Genomic DNA, 25,389 nt, shown 5'->3' on the forward strand with positions numbered 1-25,389 from the left:
GCATACGGCGGTTTCGCGCTTATACACCTTATGGTGTGTGGCAAGTTGTTTTCAGCCATCCCTTCGAGTTACGTCACTTCTATTCTATTGTCGGATTCCGTCCTATCTTGTGAATAGAGAGTTCCTTTTCGGACATCTGACTACAAAAGACTCTCAAGGTAGCAGTCATTTACTGTTGCACTGCACGATTCAGTCCTTCCCTATAGGCACACGTGCCTTGGGTACTATGACCTCTGCTGACTTCTCACGGCAAGCTTTACTCCGTCATGGTGCATCGAATAACTCATCTTCACCCATGCGTCCGTGAGACCTCACTGGTTAAGTATACCGACTTTCCACCTTATCCCCGCCTAATTTACTCCTTGCGATTCCGAGTAGTTATAGGGCTTTGACGCTTTCGGCCGCCTCACCCTCGCAAGCAAGCCTTGGTATTAGGTTTCTGTACGTCGGGGCAGATGTTTGCCGCTGACTTCTTTCAGATTCCATCTCGCGATGGACACCCTTGTCTCTCTGGCTGGACAGTTCCCACTACTGGGTCTGTTAGGGACTTACACCCGTTAGCCGATATACATGCCAGTCAAACACGCACCGGCAAGACCGACTCCATCGCCTCGCCCTTCGTGCTCCGCAACATGCAGCGCATGCCTGGCTCCACAGGCGGCATCGTCGTGCCGACGTTCAAGCACGGCTTGACGAACACGCTCCCCGGGCTATTCGCCGCGTGGAAGCGGTGGGGCTACATCAATGGCATCCACTATGTCATCGGCCGCAAGCCGCCGAAGTCGTTCAAGAAACCCATCACCGAGCCATCGGACTATGAGCACGTCATCACGTTCTACAACGGCTCCTGCGCCATCATCATCTCGCAGGACCGCCCGGGCTCCAGCAACTCGCTCACGCTCTCCTGGCTCCTCATCGACGAGGCAAAGTTCATCGACTACAACAAACTGAAGGACGAGACGCTGCCGGCAAACGGCGGCATACGCTCGTTCTTCGGCCATCACTCGTTCAACCACTCGATGATGATCCTCTCCGATATGCCGCAGACCACGAAGGGCTCATGGTTCCTGCACTACCGTGAGAAGATGGACCCGAAACTCATCGAGACCATTAAGGGCACCATCTACAAGATCTGGCAGACGAAGCAGCGCATCAGCGAGCTCCGCCAGAAGCGCCAGCCCATACCGCCCTATCTGAAGGACTATCTGAAATGGCTCGACCGCTCGCTGAACAAGATGCGCTCGGTCGCCGTCTACTACAAGGAGTATTCCACCCTCGAGAACCTCCAGCTCCTCGGGGAGGAATACATCCGCGAGATGAAGCGCGACCTCACGCCGAAGACGTTCCAGACGTCCATCCTCTGCCAGCGACTCGGCATCGCCCGTGACGGCTTCTACTCCTCCATGCAGGAGCGCCACAAGTACGACGCGTCCGATTTCAACTACCTCGACTCCCTCGGCTACGCCTCCATCTTCGAGGACGACGGCATCACACCGAAGACCTTCCAGCCGAACCACTCGCAGGCCACCGTGGTCGGCAATTCCATTGCCGACGGGGCAGTCGACAGCTGCCTTGCAGACGCCGACTTGATAAAGGATGCCCCTCTCTGCATCGGCATGGACTACAACGCCAACATCAACTGGATAGTCTGTGGCCAGCCCATCGGCAACCGGCTGAACGTCCTGAAGTCGTTCTACGTGAAGTACGAGCGGAAGCTGCCAGCACTCGTCGGCGACTTCTGCCGTTACTATGCTGCCCATGGCAACCACACCGTCGTGTTCTACTACGACGCTACCGCACTGGGCAGCAACTACGCCGTCAACGACCAGGACTTCCACTGGGTGGTGAAGCATGAGTTCGAGCGACACGGGTGGCAGGTCATCGACGTCTACCTCGGCAACCCCATGCGCCACGACGAGAAGTACCTGCTCATCAACCAGGGCTTCGCCGGCAAGCAGCGCCTCATGCCGTTCTTCAACCGGCAGAACAACGACGACCTCATCCTCGCCATCCAGTCGGCAGGCGTGGAGCGTGGCCGCAACGGCTTCCGCAAGAACAAGTCAAAGGAGAAAGACCCGGAGTCAGAGGAGGACCTGCTCGAGCACCGTACCGATGGCACCGACGCCTTCGACACCCTCTACATCGGCTGCGAGAAGTTCCCACAGCACGACATTTATCCCGTCGGAGCAGGTGGGGTGATGTAAAAAATCAATTCATTTAATTATTTTGTTCGCAAATACTGCGAATGATTCAAAACTTATTATTATCTTTGCACCAAAGTAATGCAAGATGGAAATAAGGTTTGAACAAGATTACCTTCGGGAACTTTACTATGATGGTAAAGCAAGCGATAAGAAACATCGCTTCCAACCCCAGATTGTACGCAAGTACATCAGGGTACTTAACCTAATGGAATCTCTCGAAAGGATAGAAGATTTATTTCGTTTCAAGGCTCTGGGATATGAAGCTCTCGTTGGCGACAAGAAAGACCGAGAGTCAGTAAAGGTGAACGATCAATATCGCATAGAGTTCAGATCTGAGGTCGTCCATGGTGAACGAACATTGACCATCTGCAATATTTTGGAATTGTCGAACCATTATAAGTAATAGAGATATGGCAAGTTTAGGTTATGGATATTATCCAACTCATCCCGGCGAAGTGCTGAAGGATGAACTCGAAGCACGCGGCATCTCGCAGCGTAAGTTTGCTGATAGCATAGGCATGGGCTATTCCGTACTAAACGAAATACTCAATGGCCGTCGCTCGATGACTACGACATCCGCGTTGATATTCGAGGCTGCTTTGAATGTCCCGGCTGATGCGCTCATGCGCCTGCAACTCAAATATGACATGCAGACAGCGCGCAAGAACACAACATTGGCTGACAGATTAAAGAAAATCGCACAGACTGCAGCTGTGCTTTAACTAAAGCGTAAATGGAAAGAACAGAGGACGAAGTCAGAGATGAAGCAAAGATCATTCTTGGCTTTGACAAGAAAGAACCAGGCATACAACAAGGGACTGGACAGATTACCACCTTTAACCAATTAGGGTTTAAAGGGGTTAGTGATAAGCCTGATGGATGGTATCTGCCTAACGACTTGAAGGATGTCGCTATAGTTCTTGAAACGAAATCAGAAAAAGAAGATCTCGCCAACACCAAATGGGTTGAAGAAATCTATAAGAATGTTCGCATAGTTGCTCGCAAGTACAACCATGCCGTAGGCATATTGTACAACGGAAAGGAGGTGCGCACATTCAAACATGCCGGCGTTCAATTAGAGCAGTCACTAATCACAGTATCAAACGACCCTGATTTTGAGGAAGTCAAAGGTTGCGCTCCTACTCTCCAAGGCAAAGAGTATTACAAGAAACTCTTCAACACCAATACTATCGACAAGTCCTTAATCTATTCATTGACCAAGCGCATCAATGACACATTGCATGTCGATTTCGGAATCAAGAATTTATATCATAGGATGATATTCACCGCTTGCACTTTAGTTGCCAAGCGGTATGATGCCTTGTTGGTAAAAGGAATGGAATTCTCTACTTTGAAGAATTCTATCCTTAGCACGCTTGCTAAGTCAATCGAAGATGACCGGAAGCAGAACTTGAAGTTGGATTTGCTACTTGAGGTTTATTCTGAAATTAAGATGAACTATACATCAAACCAAGAAGCTATAGACAATTTCATTGTTTGGGTATCGCGCATTTCAGAATGTGTAAATTCTGATTATTGGAACGGAGAGGATGTGATGGGCATCTTCTTCAACGAGTTCAATAGATACAAGAAAAAGTCAGAGGCTGGACAGGTCTTTACACCCGACCATATCACATCTCTCATGTATCGACTGATAGATGTACACAAATCAGACTATGTCCTCGATGCAACTTGTGGATCTGGTGCCTTCCTTGTAAAAGCAATGTCGAACATGATGAAGGAGGCAGGCGGTGTCAACACAAAAGAGGCTGCTGAAATTAAGAAATGCCATCTTTTTGGAATCGAATTCGACCGAGAGATTTTTGCCTTGGCCTGCGCAAACATGTTGATACACAAAGATGGCAAAACTAATCTGGAGCAGATGGACACTCGAAGCGATGAAGCATGTCGATGGATAACAGAGAAAGGAATCACCAAAGTTTTGATGAACCCGCCTTATGAACGTAAGTACGGATGCATGAAGATTGTTCAAAATGTTCTGGACTATGTCCCACAGGGCACCAAGTGCGCTTTTATTCTCCCAGATAAAAAACTTGAAAAAGATCTCACTGACAAGCGCTATGGAAATAAAGTTTTAAAGAAACATACGCTCCTAACAATTGTCAAATTACCAGAGAATTTATTCTTTGGTGTTGGTGTAACCACATCCATTTTTATATTTGTCACAGGCACACCACAAGGGCATCGAAATATAATAGGCTACTATATTGAAGATGATGGCTTGCAAACAGTTAAGAATCAAGGCAGACAAGACATTCACAACGTATGGCAGGAGAAAGAGGACTATTGGGCAGAAGCCATACGGGATGGTAATGACTGGAAATATAAGACGAGACAGATAATAAATCCTAAAGAGCATTTATCATATCAAATGCCCGAAAAGCCTTTTGAAATTTATGAAGAAGATTTCATGAAGACGGTAATGGACTATGAGATGTACATAAGAGGTATTGATGCAAAAGACTTTAATGACAAGGTCATGCAGAGAGTACTCTATGATAGCGCCGTGGCATCTGACAAAGGAACAACCATCATTAAAATCAAGGAGAAAGAACATGAGTAAGGTTGATACTACATTATGGGGAAAGTTCATGATAGGCCAATTGTTTGATATATATAAACCTAATGTATATCATACGAGGGAGGTTAAAGAGTCGACTGATGGTATCCCATACATTGTTCGAAGCAAGTTCAATAATGGTATGAAATACCGAGTTCTCAAAACTAATAGTCTTGAAACGAGCCCGAGTGGAGTTATTTCATTTGGATCTGAAAATGCATCTTTCTTTTATCAAGAAGAAGAATGGTGCTCAGGTCGCGACATTTACTATATAGATACGCGTTCATTGAGCTCTTGGACATGTCGATTCTTAGCAACTTGCTTGGATGTTATTGCAGAGAAATATACTTATAGTTTTGGTTTATTTCCAGACCTTCTGAAGAAAGAAACAATACTTCTGCCGATTGATAAGGAAGGTAAACCGGACTGGTCATATATGGACGCCTATATGCGCAAAGTTGACAATCGGGCAAAGAAAAACCTCGACTGCTTACAATCTGTTATTACCCCCCAGAATCTCTAACAAAATAAAAGTAAACGGTTGGAAAAAGTTCGCAATAAAAGATATGTTTGAAGCCAACAATACAGGTAATATTCTTATCAGAGACATAGAAGATGGAAGTGGATCAACTCCATACGTTACTGCCAGCGGCGTAAACAATGGAGTCGCAGCAATGATTAATGCAAGCCGTTACGAGCTAATTAAAGGCAACTGTATTTTAGTGGGTGGGAAAACTTTCACCCTAACATATCAAAAGGAAGATTTCGTTTCAAATGACAGTCATAACTTTGAGATGCACTTAAAGAATATCGAAGGCAATTGCTACATTTATCTCTACTTGATAGCCGTCCTTAGAGCAACGCTTGGAAACCGGTATTTTTGGGGAGATGCAGTAACTAAAGACAAAATTATGGCAGATGAAATTTTACTACCATGCGACGACTCTAAACAGCCCAACTGGGATTACATGGAGGCATATATGGAAACCATCCATAACAAAGCTATTTCAAATCTTGACAATATAGAATACAACAGCTAGAAACAATCAATATTAGCACGCAATGTGCGTTATATGAATTATTACAGAAAATCTATAATATGAATGAACAAGTATACAAATCTGCTATAAGCCGATATATCAAATGGGCTAAGGGCAACCAAGAGCAAGTAGCCAAAGATATACAGGAACGGAAAGAGATGTCGGAGCATATCCAAGCATACGACAAGAAGAAACTTTCCGAGATTGATGCCGCAGGTCTGATTGATCTTCTATCATCACTCTGGGCAATGGGCATGTGGGGCAATAAACAGAACCACATAGAAAGCATCATTGCCTCAAACGGATTGGAAACTCTGCAAAAACAGTTTACCAATCTTCTCTATGGTGATGCGTCTATTGAAACGCGATGGGATGAATTCCGTAGTAAGGTCAAAGGAATTGGCCCAGCTGTCATGAGCGAGTTGTTGAATAAAATGTATCCGGAGAAGTACATCCTGTGGAACAACAAAGCTAAGACATCGTTCTTAAAGTTAGAAATACCCAAGACTCCCAAATACTATGCAAGCCTCGATGGTAAGATGTATGCTTATCTCTCCGACACAGGACGCAAGCTGATAGATAAAGCAAAGGATCTGAAGTCAGAAGAAATAACCGACCTCCTTTCGTTCGATTACTTCATCTGGCAGGAACTTCAAGATGATATCCCAGCAGAAGACAATACAGTACAGGAAGAGCCGAAAACGACGAAAAAGCAGTCGAAATTCATCCACAACGATGTAAGAGACCGTATAATGGACATCGGCACTTTCCTCGGCTTCAAAGCATCAACTGAAGAGAAGGTAGCAGATGGTGCAGTCGTCGATGCCGTTTGGGAGGCTTCAATCGGCAACATGGGTAGAGTAATCTATGTTTTCGAGGTTCAGACCTCAGGCTCCATTGACAGTCTTATTCTCAACCTCATGAAGGCTAAGAGTAACAAGGCTGTCCAGGGAATTATCGCCGTTAGCGATATTGAGCAGATAGAGAAAATCAAGAAGGAGGTGACTTCGCTTCCTCAGATCAAAGATGCCATTAAATACTGGGACTATCGTGATGTACTGAATGTCTACGACCAACTCAGTTCCGCTTTTGAATCTATCAACAAGCTGGAATTGGTGCCAGAAGGCTTTACGAAGTAACCTAATCAACTCTTAATCCTGTGACCAAAAATAAAGTAACATACAGCATTCCTCTCCGACAGATGTGGGATATGTACCGTAAGTGGGGAGCTACTCGCAAAGATAAGAGTGGCGACGTTTTCTATACAGAATCACGTCGCTTCGCTTTGTCACGACCAAACAGATTAATTCGTCAAGCAGAGATTCTATCGTTGAATTTCTGGTATGCGGACTTCAAACATAAGTTCCGACATATTTGGTTCGAGCAAAAAGAGCTATATGATTTCCTTGGCGAAATACCACTCAAAGACCTTGCAAATATTAAGCAATATTTGAGAGAGAATGGGGACAAGGAACATACTCAAGATCTCGATCAAATACCGTACATCAAATACAGCATAGCTCTACATATTCCTTTTGAGGAAATTGGATTAGCTTACTCGTTCGCATTAATGCCTGATGAAACGGTAGCCCTATTCTTTGTAAGCGATGATGGGGTAGGTCAAATTCATGAGCTTCAATACGAAGAGGCTAAGAAAGGAACAGACGAGTCATCTATTGGGGTTGTCAGAAACTTTAGATTAGCTGTAAACCTATTGGCCTACATGGCATGCTTCCCAGAATGTGTTAAAGATGGTGTTCCTGATACCAACAATGCCACATCATATAGAGTTAAAGATGATAGTGTCATTCTGGTGACCTCGGACAAGGTGAAGGAAACAGCTAAGGGCACGAAGAGACCTCATTTCAGAAAAGGCTATTTCAAGCGACTTACTTCAGAGTTCTACACACACATGCGAGGACAAATCATCTTTGTCAGCGAAACGTCGGTCAATTCGCAGTCTAAAACTGTTGAAATGTCTGATGATGACAAGAAACTAAACGACTTCAAGAATTAATTACGTATACTCCAATTATTTGATAACGCTCAAATAGACAAGGACATGAAAAAGGTTATAATGACAATAATGATAATGATGCTATCTTCATTATCATCTGTAGCTCAAAAACATCTTACATTTATGGGTGTTCCATTAGATGGTACTATATCTACTTTCCAAAAAAAAATTGCTGATAAGGGTGTTAGTTATAATCCAAAATTAAGTAAGATTTTCCCAGTTGGCTGTAGGGCTTTTGATGGTATTTTTGCCGGACATAAAGCCGAAATTATAGTCTACTATGACAACAAGTCAAAAATAGTTTATCGAGCTAAGGCTGTCTATACAGAGACTTCTGAAGAATATTGTAATCAGTTATATGATGAAATAAAAAATTCTCTGTCTCAAAAGTATGACGGAGAAGAAACGGATAGCGAAATTTCAAACGAAGAAGGTATAGATAGACCTGTCTTCAGAGTTTATCCTTCTGATGACTTTGGCACAAAATATGGAGAAATCGATTTGTATCAACAACGCGATGCTGTCAATTTAATATACCCTAACTATTATAGTTTACATATAGATTACATTGATCTAAAAAATTACTTCGATCACCAAGATAAAGTGGCTGACGATTTATAATAAGTTATAAAGATAGAAGATGCCCTATAAACTATTCTGGACAACCAAGGAGAACGAGACCATCAAGACGATGGCCAAGGCTGGCGCGAGCCTCGGCGAAATCACCAAGGCTCTTGAGAGGCGCACGAACGTTGCCGTACTCATCCAAGCACGCAAGCTGTCTGCGCTCAATACCGGCGTAGTGCCCGAGGGCTTTAAGGAACGGCAGCAGAACCAGACGCTGCCAGTGACTGGCGTCTATGTCAACTTCGGCCGTCCTTATTCGCCAGCTGACGACAAACTTCTGCTTAGCATGTTCCACCAATCAAACAGCATCGAGGAGATGGCCGATAAGATGGGACGCAGTCCTAACGGATTGATCCAACACGTGAGGGCTTTGGCTGACAACAAAGTTGTCAACCTGGCCCAGCTCTTCAACGACATCCGTCCGTTCCTCAATATGAAGCGCGTGGAGCGAAAGCCCGAGCCAAAGTCAATAGAACCAGAAATTGAAGAGGAGGAACTCAGTATGACTTTTGATCAATATGAAACCGAAGCGAGTTCCACTCGCATCTATAACGAGGGCATCAAAGTGATCTACCCAACCATTGGCCTTGCCGGTGAAACCGGCGAAGTCGCCGACAAGGTGAAGAAAGTTATTCGCGACCACTGCGGCAACTTCGATGAAAGCAACCGCAAGGAGATCGCCAAGGAACTCGGCGATGTGCTTTGGTATCTCACTTCCATTGCCAATGACCTAGGCTATTCGCTCGAGGACATTGCCAAGATGAACATCGAAAAGATTAAATCGCGCCAACGTCGTGATGTCATCCATGGCGAAGGCGACAACCGCTAAAACAGGCTGGCTTCTGTTGGGGCTGGGCGCTTCGGTGTCCGGCCCCTTTTCGTGCGCCGCCCTGTGGGCTGGCTGCACCTTGCCAGCGGTGCTACGCACCTTCGGCTTGGGCGGCGAGGGCATCACCGACCATCCTCGGCATCAGCTGAGCCGCCACCGGCACCTTACCGAACTTCACCACTCCTTTTGACTACCTCCATCCAGAGGCAAGCCGCCCATTGATCTTATGCGGTATGCCCGATGGGCATCTTCGGCAGGAGGCGCAGCGCGCCTTGTGGAAGGTGCTCTTGCTGCAGCCCGAGCTATCTCCAGTCCATCCTTCTTGGTATTGGCGTTCCCTCTCCCTTTGGAGAGGGCCAGGGTGAGGCCGACATCTGCCAATGCCTGCACGCTGTCATGGGACTCATAGGTATTCGCTTCCATGGCCATCTCTGAATTTATATTGTTGAACGGGACCAGGGGTGAGGCATCCTCCTGTCAGACCTTCCATGCAATCCACCGGGGGACTGCGGTTGGCTCCCCCACAAGGACGTGCGCGCCAGGCGCTCGCTTCTCACCGGACACTGCCATTTCGGATAGCTCTCTACCGCTCACTCGTCACAGCCGCCGGCCACTACCTGACAGATGTATGGCCATCTCTTTTTGCGAACTCCTCACTCCCGTGGTGATGTCATTCGTATCTCGGTTTCTGAGCTTCCATGCGGCAGGACGCACGAACTTCCAGATGTGGAATACTTGGCGTGTACCTCATGAGGTCAGAATTTTCACTTGTCCTACTGGTTTCCTTACTCCGCCACACCTTACGCCTCTGATTTTTCCTTTGCAAAGTTAGCGCAAGCGGCATCCTGCAAGGACAGGCCTCCGGTTTTCGACAGATTTTTCAGAAAATTTGGGGCAGGCTTGCCGCCGTCTTGATATTCTCCTTGAGCCTACACACGACCAGGTGCTCAAGCGAAAGGAAGTGCTGTCGAAGCTCGGAATACTCGAAAGTGCACAGGATGTACAGCTGTATTCCATCACGGGCTATCCCTTCTGCAACACCTCACGGTTCACCAAGTATTTCTACAAGCCCGTGCAGCTCCGCAGTGCTCCTGACATCGTGGCAGACATCACCGGCATCGAGCAGGAGACCGATGGACTGTTGGAGGAGATTCTCAGCGTCACGAAATAATAAATCGACTATCGTTTTCCTGACGTCAGGAAAACGATAGAATGATTGATTTACAAATCCATAAGCATTATATCAATGAAGAAGGAAGTTATAATACAATACTACAACGACTTTGAGTCGGCTGCCATGGATATTGATGGAGTTGAATGTTGGAGTGCAAGAGATCTCCAACAACTCTTAGGCTACAGCAAGTGGGAGAATTTCTCTAAAGTTATTGACAAGGCGAAGGTGTCTTGCGAAAACGCTGGTCATGTAGTTGCCGACCATTTTCCTGACGTCAGGAAAATGGTCAAGCTGGGAAGTGGATCCGAAAGAGAAGTTGATGACATCATGCTTACTCGCTATGCTTGTTATCTTGTTGCACAAAATGGAGACCCGCGTAAAGAGCAGATTGCCTTTGCCCAGACCTATTTCGCCATCCAAACGCGTAAGGCTGAAATCATTGAGAAAAGACTCGCAGAGATAGAACGTGTCAAGGCGCGCACAAAGCTCCAGGATACAGAGAAGCGGCTGTCTGGTGTTTTGTATGAGAGGGGAATTAACGGGCAGAGTTTCGCTAGAATTCGTTCCAAAGGCGACCAAGCACTCTTTCGCCTGTCCACATTACAGATGAAACGCAAAATGGGTGTTCCCGTTTCGCGTGCAGTAGCTGATTTTCTGCCTACAATCAGCATTAAGGCTAAGGACTTTGCTGCTGAGATGACCAATGTCAATGTGCAGCAGAAAGACTTATATGGGGAGTCACAGATATCCCAAGAGCACATTGACAACAATCGCGCAGTTAGAAACATGATGATTCAACGAGGCATTGTTCCTGAGAATCTTCCGCCCGCCGAAGATGTCAAGAAGGTTGAGCGTAGACTTGCGAGTGAGAACAAAAAGGCTTTAGAGAACAAAGGCGACAAGAAGAAAAAGTAATCGAAAATTTTAACCAATGAAGAGATACTCGACATACAAGGACAGCGGAGTGAAGAGAATCTGGAAGATGAGTTGAATCAAAATTAATTGTAAGCATGGAAGACCATCGCAGCATAGCCAACAGCAACATCAAGGGGTTTGTGGATGAAATACGGGCAATCATCGATCAGGCCCGTCATCATGCAGCCCGAAGCATCGACCACACCCGCGTGCTCATGTACTGGAACATCGGTAAGCGGATATTCGAGAAGGAGCAGCAGGGAAAGGAACGTGCCGATTACGGATCGTATCTTTTAGATACATTGTCAAAGAATCTCACACCTGTATATGGCAGTGGGTTTTCGGTAAGACAATTAGAGATGTGCCGCAAATTTTATCGTACCTATCCAATTGCGAATACACTGTGTTCGCAATTGAACTGGTCGCAATACAAGCTGCTAATTGCTATTCCTGATAAAGATAAGCGGGAGTATTATCAACTGGAAGCAGTTAATGAGGGATGGTCTAAGCGTCAGCTGGAACGGCAGATCAACTCCATGTTGTATGAGCGGCTGCTGATGAGCAATGACAAGGAAAAGGTGCTGGCTGTGGCACGGAAAGAGCGCACGCCCGAATCACCGTTGGAGATTATCAAGGGCCCCATGGTTCTGGAGTTTCTCGGCCTGGAGCGGAAGCCTGCCTATTATGAGAAGGACTTGGAGAGCGCTTTGATCTCCCATATAGCCGACTTCCTTCTTGAACTGGGCAAAGGATTCTCCTTTGTAGCCCGACAGAAACGGCTGCTTATAGAGGATGACGAATATTTCGCAGACCTTGTGTTCTACAATCGGCTGTTGCGGTGCTTTGTCGTCATAGAGTTGAAAACGCACAAGCTGACCCATCAGGACTTAGGTCAGCTGCAACTCTACGTCAACTATTACGACCGGTATGAGAAGCAGCCTGAGGAGAATCCTACCATAGGCATACTGTTGTGTACGGACAAGAACGATACGGCGGTGCGGCTGACACTGCCTGAAGACAACAAGACAATCCTTGCAAGCAAGTACCAGCTCTATCTCCCTACCTCTGACCAGCTCATCGAACAGATCAATCAGGTGAGGAGATTGGCAAGCAACATCGAAGAAAAGAAAGAGAAGAAATGAAACGATACGATTCATACAAAGACAGCGGAGTGAAGTGATCGGAGAGATACCGAGCCACTGGAATGCTATAAAACTAAAATACAAATTGCAACTTATAAATGAAAAGATTGTCCCAAACGGCTTACAATATGTAGGGATGGAAAATATCGAGTCATTTACTGGAAAATATGTGCAAAGTGATATCAAGGCAGAAGGTCTGGCTAACCATTTTCAGGCAGGTGACATTCTCTTTGGAAAATTGAGGCCCTATCTTGCTAAAGCATACCAATGCAAAGCAGATGGATGCCGCTGACTTCTTTCAGATTCCAACTCACGATGGACACCCTTGTCTCTCTGGCTGGACAGTTCCCATTACTGGGGCCTGTTAGGGACTTACACCCGTTAGCCGATATACATGCCAGTCAAACAAAAACACCACCGATTTGAAACACCACCGCCGATTTGGGAAAACAGGTCGAACATAGTTTGTGGAAGGGCATGAAGCCCTTCCCTGCACTGGCACAACCACGGCTTTGGGAAAAACCTCCTCAATTATTTTTTTGTATCCAATTAGATCTAATCAGTTTGAAAGCCTACAATGGAATATCAGATAGAGAAGCTAAAGAAGCAGAGTACCGAGCGCGGGCGAAGAATATTCATGGTAAAAGCACGAGTGAATGAGTTGACTATATGGCGTTCATAATCCGTCGTGCCGAATATATTTGTGCAAGTTACCCCTACCTCATAAGTCTTTGTCCTATAGCTCGCTTTAATATCGCAGAAGTAGTTGTTTGAAATAGTATTGTCGTTGCTATGGTAATATTCATTCATGCACTCTATCTGCCATTTACCCGGCATTAGGAAAATATTTAGCTGGTGCCGGAAATATCGCAGTGATATGTTTTCTATAGCCGATGAAGACGAACTCTGGCGGTTGAAGTTGACACCGCTTTTCTCCTCGGCAGACAGCCATGGCAATGGATGCCATGAGAGTTCCAGACCAATAGTGGAATGGCGCTGCTTAATGGGAGTGCGGATATCGCTGAGCATAAGGTCATAGTCGTACCAATTAATCGAGCCAGAAAGGGCAATAGAAAGTCGTCCCCAACCAAGAGCTCTACTTATTCGGCCATTTATTATATAATTGTCGGCATCGCTTTCTTCGCCACTCGCCTTGCGCACATAGAACCCGTTCGCGTATGAACTGTTGTAAAGAGGAATACCGATAGTGTGGTTATATGTAAAGTCAACAGAACCTGTAAGACCACGCACGGGATTGCTGTACCGCCATGAATGCATGACCATCTGATTGCGGGAATTCATCAACGCTCCAACTCCTTGAGTCAGTGACATATAATCAGTGTACAATGGTAAATCAGATGATTGAGAAAGAGCAAACGGACTCCATGCATTGACGTAATTGAGATTAGTGCTTACATAGCCATTAAGCTTATACTCCATCATCAATGTAGGCTGAAACACAGTTTGCCATCGCTTCATACCGTGCAATCTTCTATTTACAAGACTTGTCCTGCCTGTAGCCATAATACTGAACGACTGCGACTTGTATGACACCGACGGAGCCAGCCACACGTCGAACCGCTGATATTGATCCGTGGCTTTTGTCATTGGATTGTCAATGTTCTGCCGTTGGTCATTATATTCAGCCCCGATTCGCCATGTCAGGTATATTCCCGCAAGCTTGTGCCGGAAGTAAGATGATGCATTCCAAAGCAGATTGTGGATGCCAAGCCGTTCACTGTTCCCGTCCTGAAGAAGGAGTTTCCCTGGCAGATAACCATAATGGAGACGTGTTGTAAAAGAAATACTATGGTTGTTCGGCAATTTCTTTATTACCCTCAAATTATCGTCGATATACCTTTTCCGTGGTTCCACATTCTGCTGGACCTCCTTTTCGTTTAGTATTGATAAACCCCGCGAATAATTAAAGTCGACATACCCGCGAAATGAATTGCTTACAAAGGCCTTGTCGGAATTGAGCTTGTACAATAATTCACCCTTCCATTCATTCCGTTTGCTGAATGCGCTCTGCTCCTCTGTAATAGTGATGCCATCGGGAACGGCATCAATGAATGTCGTCGAGCGGCTCATATTCTGATTGGTCTTGTCGAAGAGGGCATCGGCTTGGAACCGGAGGTCTGTATCCTTGTTAGGCTTGAAGAGCCAGTTGGTAGCTAAGAGATTGGTGTTGTTAAATGTGTAGCGTTGCTGGTCAAGCAATGGATCTGTAAGACTTATATTAAACAGCTGTGCACCATCGTCAAATTCGGTGTTTTCATTGGCAAGGTCTGAAACTTCGCGTGAAATATCCTTACCATTATTGTTAGTCTTGAGCATGCTTATGCTCTGCATCTTCCTTGCAAAAAACATGGCGAGCGACCTACCGTCCCGAATCCACGAACCATCGCCTTGAAGGGTGTGACCACCAGAAGCTTCTACAACACCCTGCCAAACATTCCGTGCGTCATCCTTCAAAACGATGTTTAATGCAGCCTGCTCACTGAAGTTGACATCGCGGAGCACACGCACAGGCTGATGATTATGAAGCACTTGCACGCGGCTAACCTTTTGGACATCGATATTCTCACTTGCCAAGGAATACTTTCCGCCAAGCAAATCCATACCTTCTATATAAAATTTGTTTATAGCCTTTCCATCAACACTTATCTGCCCGTCCTGCCGTACTTCAATACCGGGAATTTTCTTCAGCACATCGGCTATGCTGCGATCCTGCTTCTGCATATATGCCGAAACAAGATATGTTGTAGTGTCGCCGCGCTGAAAAGCCTTGTCGGGGGTCACCTTTACCTCCTTGAGTTCAAAGGTCTTATTTTCCAAGATATATGTTGCACCATTTTTAAACTCTTCTAATGGAATCTTCTTAGTCCCAAATCCCATCTTAGAGAATTGTATGGCTTGTGCTGATTTGCCTCTCTGCGGACTTATTGAGAATTCTCCATTTGTAAGGCTGCGGCTGAAACCTGCCGGATTACCTTTGTCATTGAGCAACATCACAGTAGCACCTTCCAATGCCTTACCGTCAGCATTGGAAATCTTGCCATGATATGTCTGCCCGAGACAACGGACAACTATGACAAGCAATAGGAGTAATGTTGCAAGTCTCTTCATTCTGTCTCCTCCAGTAAGCAAGCTTTTTTATGTTCCGGCGGCATCAGTCTGCCTTGAGCGTCATACATCTGTGATTTAAATCCCCATGTCTGCTGTGAGAATTGGTTGCTGTCCCATGCATGTAGTTTCTTCAGTGACGCAAGTTCCTTGGCAGAGCAGTGCTTCATTTTCTTCTTCCATGGTACCAGCGACTCTCGTGATAGTCCGTTGGCGATTACGACAGCTTCGAATTTGAATATTCCTTCCGATTCCCTGGCATAGAGGATAAGTCCCGGCAATCCGCATAGTTTCCATGGGCCGTCGCTGACCGTTATATCGGGAGCATAATAGACTGTCCAAGTACGTCCACGGTACTTAGTAGTTGCCTTATAAGCAGTATATCCGAGGATGACCGTATCAGCATCGAGCAAATTCCAGTCAAACTGTGGGATATTTTCCTCATAGACATAATCGTCTATAAGATTTTCGGCATATGTTAACTCACCCACTTTTGGATAGTTCTTGAACACTGCATATCTTGTCCCTGGTCCAACGAGCTTCATTTTCCCCAACAACCCAATAGCCTCATATGGGTTATAGCCACAGGCCAAAAGGCTGTCGGTGACAACATCGGAACGATAGCCTTTAAAATTGTAGAAGCACGAGCTACTGTCGCCAATATCAAGGATATTGTCACACGTCTGCCGCTGTCCGTCCTCTGTCAACTTATAGGTGGTCCTATACGTAACAGTGATACTATATACAGAACAAGCATATAATAATGATAGAAATAATAATAACCTTTTCAATGTTTCAGAAATATCACTAATTAGTAAAAGAATCTTTTTGCATCCTTAAAGACACAAGAAGATTCTTTTTATTGGCGTATCTAGAATGGACCATATTCTGGATGAGCAGCATACCAATTTCTGTATACCTCAATTACTTGAGCGTCTGTAAGGCAGCCATCAAAACGCTGATAAGTTCCATCCTCAAACAACACAACAGTATAAACTTGTTGTATGTTCCCATTATTAGCAAACGCAGAACCGAAAGGGAACAGACTAAGGCTCAGAACTAAGCCAAGTGTCATCAAAAATTTCTTCATGTTCTTTTCTTTTTAAAATTAATAAATGTTATAGCGATTGTGCACATCGTTATTCGTCAATTAATTTATTACATCACGAATCTTCCGCTGTATACAGTGTTATCTAATTCTATTGTAATAATATATTCTCCATTAGATAGTTCTGGTAGATTAAAAACTATTGTACTCTTACCTTCTACAAAAGAATTTGCCGAAAAGATATTAGCCCCTTGCGTATTATTGACAATCACATTTACTATACCATAGTAGTTAGAAACATTCAAAGTTAATACATCTTCTTCAATATCGGCATACAACAATGTCGAAGATGGCATTCTCATTCCTTTGTGTTGGAAGAATCCCTCCTTACGCAATACTATTGGTTTAGCTGCAACCTGAGCAGTACATATAATCGTTGTTAATATTATAAGCACAAAAAACTTTTTCATAAGCTATTTCGTTGTTCATCGATGCAAAGTTAGTCCTTTATTAGTTTCTTTGCAAACAAAACATATCTAAAAATGGTTATTAATGAATTTTTTGTAAGTTATTAAAAATCAATAATTTAGAATCAATATTACTAAGTTAGAATATCTAAAAATGAAGAAATTAGTCATTCTCTAAAAGTTTTCTATGAACTCTTTTGCCGAAATCTTACTATTTTTCAGGCCTATTTTAGATTTTATGAGAAAGAGTTTTTGTCTTACAGACTTTCCTTCTATATGATATATTGTGGCAATGACTGAGATTGGAACTTTCAGTCTTACCAACATAATAAAATGCACATCCTTTGATGTAAGTGCTGGATATTGATTTTTTATCCTCTCAACAAATTCATCGTCAGTGTTATTGAGAAATATCTCCATTTCATCCCAATCTTCTTTTTTGAAATCTACATTTCTCTTGGAGCTGGTTTTAATTTTTTCCAGTTTGCCCATTATATCAATTTTGTGTTCTAAAAAGTTACGTATAGTTGTCAGTTGTGTGTTTTTGTGAGTTATTTCAGTTCGGAGTAAATTCTGACTCTGCTTATTTTTTTCTTCCAGTTCTTGTCTCTTTTGTTTTGATAGAAATATAATAAAGATAACTACAACTATTGCTATAACAAATGCTGCTATGGATAGTATAGTTATTCGCTTGCTTTTCTCTTGGGCTATAAGTCTAGCTGTCTCCTTATTGATTAAGAGCTTATAGTATCTGTCCTTTGCTGCTAAGTTGGTATTGTTTTTGCGAGTAAGGTATATTTCCGATGAATCCGCAAATGTATTTGCCTCATCATATTTCTGTTCGTTCATGGCAATTAGACGCTTCAACGAATATATGTAATCTCCATATTGTTGGTAGTCATCAGCCTTTATGGTGTTTAATAAAATACTTGCTTGTTTCAAAGAATCTGTCATGTACAAAGCCTGTGCGTAAGATAATATGGCTGGAACATCGTATTTATTTCTATAACGGTATGCCAGTTTAGCTGCTAATATGGAAGAGTCACTATAATTTTCCAAACTGTAAAATTCACATAAGTCTTGATATGAGTCAGCAATTGCAGATGAGTCTTTTTCATTAATTGATATATGAATAGCTTTCTTCGCAAGCGATATACAAACGTTTAATGTTCCATTTTTATAGGAAAGACATTCTGCCAAATTTAAAATCGAATAAACTTTATTAACGTTTGTAGCTCCTTTAGCATTGTTGTAAAGGGACACACATTCTTTGGCATATTTTATAGCTAAATTAGGATCGTATGTACGTATTATTGCAGAGGATCGCTGAAGAGCAAGACTCAATGTGATACTATCACACTGTTGTTTTGCCGATTTCATGGAATTAGAAAAACATTTTAGTGCTTTTTCACTGCTATCATTAAGTGCATAGTATTTTCCCATATAATACTCACATATTGCATATAAACTATCATCCGGCTTGGCATTGTACCAATTGTATGCAATGCGTAGCAACGAGTCGTTATCAACATCAAGCCCTGATTTATCTTGTGCAATAGTATAAACTAATGAGTAGATTGCAAGTTCTTTGTTGGAAAGCTTTGCCTGATTAATCTTGTTTAGAATAGTCAATGCGCTATCAGGATGTTTCTCGGCCATAGGTATAAAGGACGACAAAGTTTTATACTGGACTTTGTTTCCGCAAGAAACTATAAGTGGTAGAAAGAATACTACACACAATACTTTTATAGCAATTCTCATATTTACATTCATTTGATTTACAAAAATACAACAATTACTCAATATATGCGTTAAAATTACGATTTTTCTATAAATTATTCTACCATTGTTAATTTTGATTACACATTGCTTGTGTTTCATTGCCAGTAAGCAAGTGGCGAAAGCAATGGCAAGCTCGCTTGACATTGCTAAGTCACCGATTGGCAAGTTCAACATAGAAGTGCAATCGGTTGACAGGTGTAACCTCAATAATCTATACCTGAAAACACCAAGGGACCAGGGGCGAGAAGCCCCCATAAACGACTTTGCATGGCAGAAGAGATTAGCAAACAAAAAGTGGCAAGTCAGCACATCAGCGCTGGCTTACCACTTTTTTTGTTTTCGTGTAGCGACGGTATCACATTGCCTGCCGGTGCGAGGGCATCGGCCGACAGCCGCCGACGGTTACTTCTGTTTCATCTTGTCGTAGGCGTGAACGGGATAGTCGATGGTGTAATGGAGTCCACGGCTCTCCTTCCGCTCTATGGCCTGGCGCGTGATGAGGTATCCCACGTTAATCATGTTTCGGAGCTCACAGATGTCGCGGGTGGCCTTCACACGTTTGAAGAGGGCCTCGGTCTCCTCGTAGAGCAGGTCGAGACGGTCCCAGGCGCGCTTCAGGCGGAGGTCGCTGCGCACTATTCCGACGTAGTTCGACATTACCTCGCCCACCTCCTTGACGCTCTGGGTGATGAGCACTTTCTCCTCGTTGGTCATAGTTCCCTCGTCGTTCCATTCCGGCACATCGGTGTTGAACGAGTAAGAGTCGACAGCCTCGAGCGAATGGCGGGCTGCAGCGTCGGCATAGACGACAGCCTCGATGAGCGAGTTGCTGGCCAGACGGTTACCGCCATGAAGCCCGGTGCACGAGCACTCGCCGACGGCATAGAGCCGGTGGATGGACGACTGGCCGTTGAGGTCGACCTTTATTCCGCCACACATATAGTGGGCTGCCGGCCGCACGGGAATCATCTCCTTGGTGATGTCGATACCTATCGAGAGGCACTTATGGTAGATATTCGGGAAGTGGTGCTTCGTTTCCTCTGGGTCCTTATGAGTTACGTCGAGGCAGACATGGGTCAGTCCGTGCTTCTTCATCTCCTTGTCGATGGCGCGGGCAACGATATCGCGTGGTGCCAACGACAGCCGAGGGTCGTAGTTCTCCATAAACGTCTCACCGGTAGGCAGTTTCAGTACGCCACCGTAGCCGCGCATAGCCTCAGTGATGAGGTAGGCGGGATGGGTCTCGCCGGGATGATAGAGGCTCGTGGGGTGGAACTGTACGAACTCCATGTCCTTCACCGTTCCCTTGGCGCGGTAGACCATTGCCTCGCCGTCGCCGGTGGCGATAATCGGGTTTGTGGTTGTCTGGTAGACGGCACCGCAGCCGCCGGTACACATCAACGTGACCTTGCTCAGATAGGTGTCGACCTTCCCGTCGGGGTTCAGCACGTAAGCACCGTAACATTCGATGTCGGGTGTGCGCCGTGTGACCTCCACGCCGAGGTGGTGCTGGGTGATAATCTCCACAGCGAAGTGGTTCTCCTTGACGATGATGTCGGGGTTGGCACGCACGGCAGCCATCAGTGCACGCTGGATCTCGGCACCGGTGTCGTCGGCATGGTGGAGGATGCGGAACTCGGAGTGACCGCCCTCACGGTGCAGGTCGTAGCTGCCGTCGCCCTTCTTGTCGAAGTTTGTACCCCAGCTGACGAGCTCCTTGATCTGTGCCGGAGCGTTGCGCACCACCTGCTCCACTGCCGCGCGGTCGGAGATATAGTCGCCGGCAACGATAGTATCGTGGATGTGCTTGTCGAAATCGTCAACAGCCAAGTTTGTCACTGATGCCACACCGCCCTGGGCAAAGCGCGTGTTGGCCTCATCAAGACTACTCTTGCATATCATGCAAATCTTGCCCTTGTGGGCTCTTGCCACTTTAAGGGCATAACTCATACCGGCAATTCCCGAACCGATGATGAGGAAATCATATTTATATACCATTGGTATTATTGTTACAATATAACGGTGCAAAAGTACTAAAAAAGGTAGAAATGTGAAAAGAGAAAGGGTAAAAGATGACGTTTATCTCATTATTTGCCACATTCTTCGTACCTTTGCACCCGATTATGAAAATGACGAGAAAAATATTTATCATCACAACGGCCATCGTGATGGCAGCCTGCGGATCATCGCGCAGCAGCGTTGTGAAGCCCACAGTAGTTGTCGACTCAAAGCCGTTGGTGGCCGATACTGTTGTCAGCATGCCTGCCACCGACGAGGATGCCGACACCGCGGAGACGACTATCGCCGACAGCGCCCTCAACGATACCACCATCACCGACAGCATACGCCTCGTAAGGGCCACACAGTCGTGGAAACGCGACATCCGTAACGGCATCGACGACCTCCTCGACAGTCCGCTGCTCACCACGTCGGTGTGCGCAATGGAGGTCTGGGACCTCGACGACGACGAGTGTCTCTACCGCCACAATGAGCTGCAGCGCTTGCGACCGGCATCGACGCTGAAGGTCATCACGGCCGTGACGGCACTGAAGGAACTCGGTGCCGACTACAATTTCACGACCCGCGTAGCCTACACTGGCAGCGAACCCGACAGCGTGCGCACATGGCACGGCGACATATATATAATAGGTGGGATGAATCCGCGAATGCGACAGTCCGACATCGCAGGCATGGCAAAGGCCATACGGCAGCTCGGTGTCGACAGTATCACGGGAACGATTTATGCCGACCAGAGCTTCAAGGACGACAAGAAGTGGGGTGCCGGATGGTGTTGGGACGACGATGACAATCCACTGCTCCTGCCATTGAAATATAATAACAAAGATAAGTTCACCGACATCTTTATCAGCAAGCTCCGCCAGGCCGGAATATATGTCAGTGGCGGTCAGGGCACGAAGCCGTATCCCGGTGGCGGAAAGATGATTGCAGAGAACCGGCGGTCGCTGAAATCGATTATGCTGCCGATGCTCAAGAACAGCAACAACAACTGCGCCGAGGCCGTATTCTACGCTATGACACACAACCGATACGGCAATGGAGCCTCAGCCCGCCTGGGTGAAAGAATCATCCGCTCCACGATGGCTGATGCCGGTATCGACAACGCGGCAAGCTACGACATCGTCGACGGCAGCGGACTGTCGCTCTACGATTATGTTTCGCCACACGCCGAGGTGATGATGCTCCGTTATGCGTGGAAAAATCACAACATATATAAGACCCTCTACCCTCTCCTGCCGGTTGCTGCCAGCGACGGCACACTGCGCAAGCGCATGCATGGCACAAAGGCTGCACTCAACGTCCACGCCAAGACGGGAACGGTGACGGGAGTGCGGTCGCTGTGTGGATATGTCACGGCACCCAACGGCCATCACCTTGCGTTCTCGATTATCAATCAGGGAGTTAACGGCAGTGACGGAACGGCCAACAGTGCCAAGCATCTTCAGGATGAAATTTGCGAGCTGCTGAGCTCGAAGTAAGAAAAGGGCGGGGATGTCCCCGCCCTTCATTTGTATAATCATGTATATCGATTCTTCCGTTTCAGGAGTAAAACCCTGATTATCAGAGGGATTACTATACCAGTGTTCCGACGATTTCCTCGCGTGTTCCCGGCAGCATGTCGATAACCGGAATCTCCGGCATCGTATAGCATCCGGGAGCAAGACGCATCGAGGCACGGGCCACATTGACAAGGACCTGAGCCGTGAGAGCCGGGTTGTTAATGCTCATGTCGAAGGAGAAACGCTGGTTGTGGGTCTTGCCGCTGACACCCTTGCGGGTCATGTGGACGCCATGGCCGAGGTCGTTGATCTCGGCAACGCTGTTAACGGCGAAGACGTGCAGCTCGTCGTGGGCGAAATAGTCGTCGGCCTTAATCTCCTTGGTGACCTCCTCGAGGCTGGCTCCGGGCTCCAATTCCACATAGACCATGCGGCGATGAATGCCCTCACCGAGAGGGATGGTCATCGACAGCGCGTCCTTAACGCCCTTCTTCGAGCGTGCCACAACGCTGTGACCCATAGAGCGGCCAGGGCCAAAGTTAGTGTATGTAAGTCCCTCAGGAGCAAGACCTTGAAGGAGAACACGGACGATAGAGTCGGAACCCGGGTCCCAACCGGCTGAGATGACACTCACGCGGCCGGCTTTCTTGCAGTTCTCCATCTGCTTGGTGCGGTAGTCGAGGATGCTCGTATGGATATCGAACGAGTCGACGGTATTGATGCCGAGGGCCACAATGTCGGCTGCGGCCTCAGGACAGAGACGGGTCGGAAGGGCGAGGATAGCCACATCGACATCCTTCAGTTTCTTTATGTCGTCGACAACGGCATAAGTGGTGAGCTCTAAGGGTTTATCCTTGTCGCCCTGACGGCGGACCACACCCGCAATCTCGAAGTCGGGAGCTGCCTCAAGGGCCTCAACCGAGAACTTTCCAATGTTGCCGTAACCGACTACGGCTGCTCTGATTTTCTTCATAGTTTCTTTTATTAGTTGTTCAATAATACAATTCTGAATGCAAAAGTACAGCAAAAGGTTGAGAATCCTCCGCAATTATGCTTTTTTAAGCAAGAAATATTGTTCGGTCATGCCAGTCATTCGGCTTCTGACTTCGTAAATGCTTCACCCAAAATTATAGTGCATTGCTGATACGATTGATATTCATAAGTAACCGAACCAACGAATAAATGATGGTCGTTCACAAGGGCGGGCAGCAGGGTTTGTTGCCGTCTAAGAAATCAAGGATTCGGTCAGACGACCGAACCTCTGCATTTTCTTCAGAAGATTCATAGCCCAGCCTAATGACCAGTGCAAGCCACTGATTATAAGATACTTGCAGCACGCATCCACCGTAGGGGCGGGGTTTATCCCCATCCTCGCAGCTGCGTTATATTTGTTTTGTATCTTGTCCGCTGCTGGTAGGACGGGGATAAACCCCATCCCTACTGCTGATGCGTGCAACACATTGGCTATCAACAGATTGACGATATAATACCCATGCAAAGACGGCCTTTATGGCAGTCCACAATCTTCTGACATGAACGATGGTTGTTTGCAGGGGCGGTTAGGCAGGGTTAGGGGCCTCCGCTCGGTCGTCACACCGAATCTCTGTCGCGTTAGCATGTTTTGAAGGTTTTCCTTTGTGTCAGCACCAAGATCCGACGGAGGAGGATCTGCCATTTGGGCTTTGGGGGCGGTGAGAGCCCAGCCTCTCACAAGCCCTCAAAGCCCAAATGGCAAAGGGCGAAAGCCCTTGGCGCTGACACAAAGGTTTTTATGGTTTTGGTCTTAATTTATGATTGTCTATTCAAATGTTCTTCGTTCAAGGTGGTTACATTGCCAATGCGTCACCACAAAGGGTTTTTATGGTTTTGGTCATAATTAATAATTGTCTATTCAACCGTTCTTCGTACAAGGGGGTTACACTGACAATGCGTACCCCCACAAAGTTTTTTTTATTGGTTTTGGTCTTAATTTATGATTGTCTATTCAACCGTTTTTCGTTCAAGGTGGCAAGTTTCCTATACCCCTTTCTATACCCCACTCCACCCCCCTTTCTACCCTGTGAAAATTTGGATTTGGCGAAAAAATGTTGTAACTTTGCATCGAAATAAAAAACAACGTGAACTGACTTAATTCTGACGGGACCTTAATTATCCTGCCGACTATTCAGAATTTCATCACACTAATGCAATAATAGCCGGAAGTCTTCGTTTTAATTATTGTATATACATCTTTAATTAGAATTTCGGAAACATCATCAACACGTTATGATAGATTATATCAAGGGTGCGCTCACAGAGCTCCAGCCGGCCCAGGCCGTTGTCGAGGCATCGGGAGTAGGCTATGCTCTGAGCATCTCGCTCAACACATATACCGCCATTCAAGGCAAAGAAAACGTCAAACTTTATGTTCACGAGGCCATCGTCACGGGCGGTCGCGACGACTCGTGGACGCTCTATGGCTTTGCCACGAAACAGGAGCGCGAGCTCTACCGCATGCTCATCAGCGTCAGCGGTGTCGGTGCCAACACGGCGCGGATGATTCTCTCGTCGCTGTCACCGGCCGAACTGTGCAACGTCATCGCCAACGGCGACGAGAAGATGCTCAAGAGCGTTAAGGGCATAGGCCTGCGCACGGCCCAGAGGATTATCGTCGATCTCAAGGATAAGATTATGGCAAGCGGTATTGCCGACGAACTGCACGTCTCGGCAGCCGCAGGCAGTGCTCCCACCGTCGACGCGGCCATCAAGGACGAGGCCGTCAGCGCTCTGACGATGCTTGGTTTCTCGCCGGCACCAAGTGCAAAGATTGTTGTGAAGATTATGAGTGAGCAACCGGAACTACCTGTAGAACAGGTGGTTAAACTGGCTCTCAAGCAGATAAAATAATAGAAAAGAGGTCCCTCCTGGAGTCGTGGAGAG

23 protein-coding genes are annotated in these 25,389 nt (G+C 46.2%); 16 read left to right on the plus strand and 7 right to left on the minus strand.

All coding sequences use genetic code 11. From position 1 onward, the window contains the following. Positions 1–425: 425 nt before the first annotated feature. From LDN30_RS09745 to LDN30_RS09810, 14 genes are all read left to right on the plus strand, one after another. Positions 426–2,204 carry a hypothetical protein gene (locus LDN30_RS09745; RefSeq protein ID WP_223929376.1) on the plus strand — a complete coding sequence of 593 codons (1,779 nt, stop codon included), beginning with the start codon at positions 426–428 and terminating at the stop codon, positions 2,202–2,204. A gap of 85 nt (positions 2,205–2,289) precedes the next feature. Then, entirely contained in the window at positions 2,290–2,607 is a 318-nt protein-coding gene (locus LDN30_RS09750) for a type II toxin-antitoxin system RelE/ParE family toxin (protein ID WP_223926449.1), read from the plus strand. Between the two features lie 7 nt (positions 2,608–2,614). Further along, complete coding sequence (locus tag LDN30_RS09755; RefSeq protein WP_223926450.1) at positions 2,615–2,926, plus strand: HigA family addiction module antitoxin; 312 nt, start codon at positions 2,615–2,617, stop codon at positions 2,924–2,926. An 11-nt stretch (positions 2,927–2,937) separates the two neighbouring features. Then, a complete protein-coding gene (locus tag LDN30_RS09760) occupies positions 2,938–4,788 on the plus strand; it encodes an HsdM family class I SAM-dependent methyltransferase (RefSeq protein WP_223926451.1) in 1,851 nt (616 codons plus the stop codon). Next, a complete protein-coding gene (locus LDN30_RS09765) occupies positions 4,781–5,308 on the plus strand; it encodes a restriction endonuclease subunit S (RefSeq protein WP_223926452.1) in 528 nt (175 codons plus the stop codon). The genes LDN30_RS09760 and LDN30_RS09765 overlap by 8 nt, the downstream gene beginning before the upstream one ends. Next, positions 5,244–5,825, plus strand: a complete 582-nt coding sequence (locus tag LDN30_RS09770; protein WP_223926453.1) for a restriction endonuclease subunit S — start codon at positions 5,244–5,246, stop codon at positions 5,823–5,825. The genes LDN30_RS09765 and LDN30_RS09770 overlap by 65 nt, the downstream gene beginning before the upstream one ends. A 59-nt stretch (positions 5,826–5,884) precedes the next feature. Then, positions 5,885–6,964 carry a hypothetical protein gene (locus LDN30_RS09775; protein WP_223926454.1) on the plus strand — a complete coding sequence of 360 codons (1,080 nt, stop codon included), beginning with the start codon at positions 5,885–5,887 and terminating at the stop codon, positions 6,962–6,964. A 20-nt stretch (positions 6,965–6,984) separates the two neighbouring features. Next, a complete protein-coding gene (locus tag LDN30_RS09780; protein ID WP_223926455.1) occupies positions 6,985–7,842 on the plus strand; it encodes a hypothetical protein in 858 nt (285 codons plus the stop codon). A gap of 45 nt (positions 7,843–7,887) precedes the next feature. Next, complete coding sequence (locus tag LDN30_RS09785) at positions 7,888–8,463, plus strand: hypothetical protein (protein WP_223926456.1); 576 nt, start codon at positions 7,888–7,890, stop codon at positions 8,461–8,463. A gap of 19 nt (positions 8,464–8,482) precedes the next feature. Then, positions 8,483–9,298, plus strand: a complete 816-nt coding sequence (locus LDN30_RS09790; protein ID WP_223926457.1) for a nucleoside triphosphate pyrophosphohydrolase family protein — start codon at positions 8,483–8,485, stop codon at positions 9,296–9,298. Between the two features lie 889 nt (positions 9,299–10,187). Further along, a complete protein-coding gene (locus tag LDN30_RS09795; RefSeq protein ID WP_223926458.1) occupies positions 10,188–10,469 on the plus strand; it encodes a hypothetical protein in 282 nt (93 codons plus the stop codon). 75 nt (positions 10,470–10,544) lie between these two features. Further along, on the plus strand, positions 10,545–11,387 hold the full coding sequence (dinD, locus tag LDN30_RS09800; RefSeq protein ID WP_028910806.1) for a DNA damage-inducible protein D: 843 nt from the start codon (positions 10,545–10,547) through the stop codon (positions 11,385–11,387). Positions 11,388–11,482: 95 nt separating this feature from the next. After that, complete coding sequence (locus LDN30_RS09805) at positions 11,483–12,529, plus strand: PDDEXK nuclease domain-containing protein (RefSeq protein ID WP_223926459.1); 1,047 nt, start codon at positions 11,483–11,485, stop codon at positions 12,527–12,529. Between the two features lie 34 nt (positions 12,530–12,563). Continuing rightward, positions 12,564–12,821 carry a hypothetical protein gene (locus LDN30_RS09810; protein ID WP_223926460.1) on the plus strand — a complete coding sequence of 86 codons (258 nt, stop codon included), beginning with the start codon at positions 12,564–12,566 and terminating at the stop codon, positions 12,819–12,821. Between the two features lie 293 nt (positions 12,822–13,114). Here LDN30_RS09810 and LDN30_RS09815 read toward each other — a convergent pair whose 3' ends face one another. The 6 genes from LDN30_RS09815 to nadB form a co-directional block, all read right to left on the minus strand. Then, on the minus strand, positions 13,115–15,658 hold the full coding sequence (locus LDN30_RS09815) for a TonB-dependent receptor (protein WP_223926461.1): 2,544 nt from the start codon (positions 15,656–15,658) through the stop codon (positions 13,115–13,117). After that, positions 15,655–16,446 carry a GLPGLI family protein gene (locus tag LDN30_RS09820; RefSeq protein WP_223926462.1) on the minus strand — a complete coding sequence of 264 codons (792 nt, stop codon included), beginning with the start codon at positions 16,444–16,446 and terminating at the stop codon, positions 15,655–15,657. Before LDN30_RS09820 ends, LDN30_RS09815 begins: the two co-directional genes overlap by 4 nt. Before the next feature lie 80 nt (positions 16,447–16,526). After that, positions 16,527–16,745 carry a hypothetical protein gene (locus LDN30_RS09825; RefSeq protein WP_223926463.1) on the minus strand — a complete coding sequence of 73 codons (219 nt, stop codon included), beginning with the start codon at positions 16,743–16,745 and terminating at the stop codon, positions 16,527–16,529. Between the two features lie 68 nt (positions 16,746–16,813). Then, positions 16,814–17,173, minus strand: coding sequence for a DUF3244 domain-containing protein (locus tag LDN30_RS09830; protein ID WP_223926464.1), 360 nt, complete (start codon positions 17,171–17,173; stop codon positions 16,814–16,816). A 171-nt stretch (positions 17,174–17,344) separates the two neighbouring features. Beyond that, positions 17,345–19,126 carry a hypothetical protein gene (locus LDN30_RS09835; RefSeq protein WP_223926465.1) on the minus strand — a complete coding sequence of 594 codons (1,782 nt, stop codon included), beginning with the start codon at positions 19,124–19,126 and terminating at the stop codon, positions 17,345–17,347. Between the two features lie 228 nt (positions 19,127–19,354). Further along, the gene (nadB, locus tag LDN30_RS09840; protein ID WP_223926466.1) at positions 19,355–20,950 is read right to left on the minus strand and encodes an L-aspartate oxidase; all 1,596 of its coding nucleotides are present in this window, start codon (positions 20,948–20,950) and stop codon (positions 19,355–19,357) included. A gap of 131 nt (positions 20,951–21,081) precedes the next feature. Here nadB and dacB point away from each other — a divergent pair, with 131 nt between their 5' ends. After that, complete coding sequence (gene dacB, locus LDN30_RS09845) at positions 21,082–22,449, plus strand: D-alanyl-D-alanine carboxypeptidase/D-alanyl-D-alanine endopeptidase (protein ID WP_223926467.1); 1,368 nt, start codon at positions 21,082–21,084, stop codon at positions 22,447–22,449. 94 nt (positions 22,450–22,543) lie between these two features. On the opposite strand, the gene LDN30_RS09850 is transcribed toward dacB, so the two are convergent. After that, positions 22,544–23,443 carry a diaminopimelate dehydrogenase gene (locus LDN30_RS09850; protein ID WP_223926468.1) on the minus strand — a complete coding sequence of 300 codons (900 nt, stop codon included), beginning with the start codon at positions 23,441–23,443 and terminating at the stop codon, positions 22,544–22,546. A 1,292-nt stretch (positions 23,444–24,735) separates the two neighbouring features. Between LDN30_RS09850 and ruvA the strand changes: the two genes are divergently transcribed. Further along, a complete protein-coding gene (ruvA, locus tag LDN30_RS09855) occupies positions 24,736–25,356 on the plus strand; it encodes a Holliday junction branch migration protein RuvA (protein ID WP_223926470.1) in 621 nt (206 codons plus the stop codon). The last annotated feature ends 33 nt before the right edge of the window (positions 25,357–25,389 follow it).

Origin of the sequence: Prevotella lacticifex (genome assembly GCF_019973375.1) — a bacterium.
GTDB classification, from domain to species: Bacteria; Bacteroidota; Bacteroidia; order Bacteroidales; family Bacteroidaceae; genus Prevotella; species Prevotella lacticifex.